General features: G+C 46.2%; 2 protein-coding genes. Both read right to left on the reverse strand.

The genetic code is table 11. The annotated features are described in order from the left end of the window. Positions 1 to 332 precede the first annotated feature (332 nt). A complete protein-coding gene (carB, locus tag CAG69_RS09815; RefSeq protein ID WP_005381854.1) occupies positions 333 to 3,566 on the reverse strand; it encodes a carbamoyl-phosphate synthase large subunit in 3,234 nt (1,077 codons plus the stop codon). Between the two features lie 16 nt (positions 3,567 to 3,582). After that, positions 3,583 to 4,722 carry a glutamine-hydrolyzing carbamoyl-phosphate synthase small subunit gene (carA, locus tag CAG69_RS09820; RefSeq protein ID WP_046873990.1) on the reverse strand — a complete coding sequence of 380 codons (1,140 nt, stop codon included), beginning with the start codon at positions 4,720 to 4,722 and terminating at the stop codon, positions 3,583 to 3,585. Positions 4,723 to 5,089 lie beyond the last annotated feature (367 nt).

Consider the following 5,089-nt stretch of genomic DNA (forward strand, 5'->3'; position numbering starts at 1 on the left):
GCTCCATAGTTAGTATGTTTTTAAGCTCAACACTGCTTATTTTAACTTTTGCTAATTACCTATCTGTTTAAAGAATTATGATCGGCTTAATCCCTCAGGCCTACAGCGTCAACTCTGTTGTAGCAAGTGGTAGTACTATTTCTTCATCTTTGGGAATATTGCTTGCCATAATTAGCTTGATGATCTTCAAAAGCAAAGCATACCAATCGTTCCTAGCACACTTTAATGCTCTTCATTTTAGAAAAACCTCAATATAAAAAAGCCCGCTCAAATAAGCGGGCAATGAGGTTGTCATGTAAGCCCTGATTAACGAGCTTACTGATTTTTATCTGTTACGCGTCTAGACTAGCTTTCACTTTAGCGTGTAGCTCTTGAACCGAAGTTACTGACGCTTTTGCATCTGCAGTGTGAGACATACATGTAGCGAACGCTGCGTTCAGTGTCGTTGTGTAGTTCACTTTCTCTGCCAGTGCGCCGCGACGTAGAACTTTCGAATCTTCAATCGCTTGACGACCAGCTGCCGTGTTTACGATGTAGGTGTATTCGTTGTTCTTGATGCGGTCAAGAATGTGTGGACGACCTTCGTGTACTTTGTTTACCAAACGTGGGTTGATACCCGCTTCGCCCAGAATCACAGCAGTACCATGTGTCGCATCCAACTGGTAACCCAGTTTCACTAGCTTAGAAGCCAGGTCAACAACACGCTCTTTATCGCCTTCACGTACTGACAGTAGCGCACGACCACCTTCAGGGTAAACCGCACCACAACCTAGCTCTGCTTTCGCGTAAGCTTCTGCGAATGTTGCGCCAACGCCCATTACTTCACCTGTTGAGCGCATTTCTGGGCCCAATAGCGGGTCAACGCCAGGGAATTTGTTGAACGGCAGAACCACTTCTTTCACTGAGTAGTAAGGAGGGATAATCTCTTTAGTAAAGCCTTGTGACTCTAGAGATTGACCCGCCATTACACGTGCAGCGATTTTCGCTAGAGGTGCACCTGTCGCTTTCGATACGAATGGTACCGTACGAGCAGCACGAGGGTTCACTTCGATTAGGTAAACGTCGTTGTCTTTCACAGCAAACTGCGTGTTCATCAAACCGCGTACACCGAGTTCGAACGCCAGCTTCTCAACTTGCTCACGCATCTTGTCTTGAATTTCCTGACTTAGCGTGTATGCAGGCAGTGAACATGCAGAGTCACCAGAGTGAACACCGGCTTGTTCGATGTGTTCCATGATACCGCCGATAACGACGCGTTCACCGTCACAGATAGCATCAATATCAACTTCGGTTGCATCATCCAAGAAACGGTCTAGTAGAACTGGAGACTCGTTCGATACGCTTACTGCTTCATTGAAGTAGCGACGCAGGTCTTGCTCGTCGTATACGATTTCCATCGCACGACCACCGAGTACATAAGATGGACGAACAACTAATGGGAAGCCAATTTCTTTCGACTTCTCAACCGCTTGCTCCATCGTTGTTACTGTCGCGTTTTCTGGCTGAAGTAGACCTAAACGGTCAACAGCGGCTTGGAAGCGTTCACGGTCTTCCGCACGGTCGATAGCATCTGGGCTCGTACCAATGATTGGAACACCGGCCGCTTCTAGAGCACGAGCCAGTTTAAGTGGCGTTTGACCACCGTACTGAACAATCACACCTTTTGGTTTTTCAACGCGAGCGATAGACAGTACATCTTCCAGAGTTACTGGTTCGAAGTACAGACGATCAGACGTATCATAGTCAGTAGATACCGTTTCTGGGTTACAGTTAACCATAATGGTTTCGTAACCGTCTTCACGCAGCGCAAGTGATGCGTGTACACAACAGTAATCAAATTCAATGCCTTGGCCGATACGGTTTGGACCACCACCAAGAACCATGATCTTGTCTTTGTCTGTTGGGTTGGCTTCACACTCTTCATCGTAAGATGAGTACATGTAAGCCGTGTCAGAAGAAAACTCTGCGGCACACGTATCCACACGTTTGTAAACCGGGTGAATATCAAACTGCTCACGAGCACGGCGAATTTCACTTTCAGCGACACCTAGCAGTTTAGACAAGCGCGCATCAGAGAAGCCTTTACGTTTCATCTGGCGAAGAACTTCTTTGGTCAAACCTGCGTAGCCGCCCGCCTTGACTTGCTCTTCGAGTTTTACGATTTCTTCGATTTGAACCAGGAACCAACGGTCGATTTGAGTCAAGTTGAACACGCCGTCAACTGACATGCCAGCTCGGAATGCATCGGCGATGTACCAGATACGCTCAGCGCCTGCTTCTTTAAGTTCGTGACGAATCTTAGTCAGTGCATCTGGTGCTTCTAAATCGACCATCTCGTCAAAACCAGTTGCGCCAACTTCTAGGCCACGCAGTGCTTTGTGAAGAGATTCTTGTTGGTTACGACCAATTGCCATTACCTCACCAACCGATTTCATCTGAGTCGTCAGACGGTCGTTTGCGCCAGCAAATTTCTCGAAGTTAAAGCGAGGAATCTTAGTTACTACGTAGTCGATAGTTGGTTCGAATGATGCTGGTGTTGCACCGCCCGTGATGTCGTTTTGTAATTCGTCCAGAGTAAAGCCAACTGCCAGCTTCGCGGCAATTTTCGCGATTGGGAAGCCTGTTGCTTTTGATGCTAGCGCAGAAGAGCGAGATACACGCGGGTTCATCTCGATGATGACCATACGACCATCTTTCGGGTTGATACCAAACTGTACGTTTGAACCACCTGTTTCAACACCAATCTCACGTAGAACGGCTAGCGATGCATTACGCATAAGCTGGTATTCTTTGTCAGTCAGTGTTTGTGCTGGAGCAACCGTGATTGAGTCACCCGTATGGATGCCCATTGGGTCAAAGTTCTCGATTGAACATACGATGATACAGTTGTCCGCTTTGTCACGAACGACTTCCATTTCGTACTCTTTCCAACCGATGAGTGACTCATCGATAAGAAGTTCGTTGGTCGGAGATAAGTCCAGACCGCGACGACAGATTTCTTCGAACTCTTCTTTGTTGTACGCAATACCACCACCAGTGCCACCCATGGTGAACGATGGACGAATGATACAAGGGAAGCCAACCATATCTAAAACTTTGTAAGCTTCTTCCATGCTCTTCGCTGTATCTGCGCGAGGACACTCAAGGCCGATAGACTTCATCGCTTTATCAAAACGAGAACGGTCTTCCGCTTTGTCGATTGCATCAGCCGTTGCACCAATCATCTCTACGCCAAACTCTGCGAGAACGCCGTGCTTCTCTAAATCTAACGCACAGTTAAGTGCTGTCTGACCACCCATAGTTGGCAGAACTGCATCAGGACGTTCTTTCTCGATGATCTTGCGTACAACTTCCCACTGAATCGGCTCAATGTAAGTCGCATCTGCCATCTCTGGGTCAGTCATGATGGTTGCTGGGTTAGAGTTAACCAGGATAACTCGGTAGCCTTCTTCGCGAAGAGCTTTACACGCTTGTGCGCCAGAGTAGTCAAACTCACATGCCTGACCGATAACAATCGGACCAGCACCAAGAATTAGAATACTTTGAATGTCAGTACGTTTTGGCATTATCTACTACTCCGAATTAAGCGCTGTGTTTTTTGATTAGTTCGATAAAGTGGTCAAATAGCGGTGCCGCGTCATGTGGACCTGGGCTCGCTTCTGGGTGACCTTGGAAGCTAAATGCTGGCTTGTCTGTGCGGTGGATACCTTGCAAAGAGCCATCAAATAGCGATACGTGAGTAGCACGTAAGTTTTCCGGTAATGTTGCTTCATCTGCCGCAAAGCCGTGGTTTTGCGAAGTGATCATCACAACGTTACGCTCTAAATCTTTTACTGGGTGGTTTGCACCGTGGTGACCAAACTTCATTTTCACCGTTTGCGCACCTGATGCTAGCGCCAGAATTTGGTGACCTAGACAAATACCAAAAATTGGCAGGCCTTTTTCTAGGAACACTTTGGTTGCTTCAATCGCGTAAGTACATGGTTCTGGGTCACCAGGGCCATTTGATAGGAAAACACCGTCCGGGTTCATCGCAAGCACTTCTTCCGCTGACGTTTCTGCAGGTACAACCGTTAAGCGGCAGCCGCGGTCAACCAACATTCGCAGGATGTTGCGTTTTGCGCCGAAGTCGTAAGCGACAACGTGGTATGGCAGCTCGCTGTCATCTTTCGCCTCTGGAAGTCCACCTTCAAGCGTCCACGAACCTTGCTTCCATTGATACGCTTCTTTTGTTGTAACTTCTTTCGCAAGGTCCATTCCTTTTAAGCCTGGGAATTCTTTTGCTTTCGCTAGTGCCAAAGCTTCGTCTAGGTTGTTGCCCGCAACAATACAGCCGTTTTGAGCACCTTTTTCACGCAAGATACGAGTGAGCTTTCGCGTATCAATATCAGCGATGCCAACGATATTTTGAGACTTAAGGTAATCAGAGAGGGATTGTTCATTACGGAAGTTAGAAGCGATAAGAGGAAGATCGCGAATCACAAGGCCTTGTGCATGAATGGAAGAGGATTCTTCATCTTCGGAAGTGGTTCCGGTATTGCCAATGTGAGGATAAGTAAGGGTGACGATTTGCTGAGAATAGGAAGGATCAGTGAGGATTTCTTGATACCCCGTCATCGAGGTATTAAAAACGACTTCACCAACGGAAATACCATCTGCCCCTATGGACACTCCGTGGAACACTGTCCCATCTTCTAGGACTAACAGTGCTAATTTACCCAAGACAACCTCCAGAATAAAAATGCAAAAAAAATAAATCAAACTGCAAACATGCCTTCCTTTACCTATAAAATCTACATAAATAGGTATTTCAGACAAATTGGCGGTATTCTAAAGTTGGACTGGAAACCTGTCAACCTACAATCAAAAATAAATTATCAATTTCTAGCGAGTAAGGTCATTTCGAATCAGTAAGGCTCAAAAAGACAACTTTTGAATGCTATTACATAGGGAGGGATAGAGGTTTAATGAATTTTACAAATTTGAACTTTTTAGGGATCACAAAAAATTATGAGTTTTTAACGCAAACGTTCACCACGACAAAAATAGGAATACTTTTAACGATTACACCCAAAAACAAAGCTAAAAC

The sequence above is a fragment of the Vibrio sp. V43_P6S15P86 genome, assembly GCF_009904725.1.
In the GTDB taxonomy this organism is placed as follows: Bacteria; Pseudomonadota; Gammaproteobacteria; order Enterobacterales; family Vibrionaceae; genus Vibrio; species Vibrio diabolicus.

Excerpts from the sequence above, each read along its gene's own strand:
- carB (WP_005381854.1), bottom strand. The coding sequence starts at position 3,566 with ATGCCAAAACGTACTGACATTCAAAGTATTCTAATTCTTGGTGCTGGT.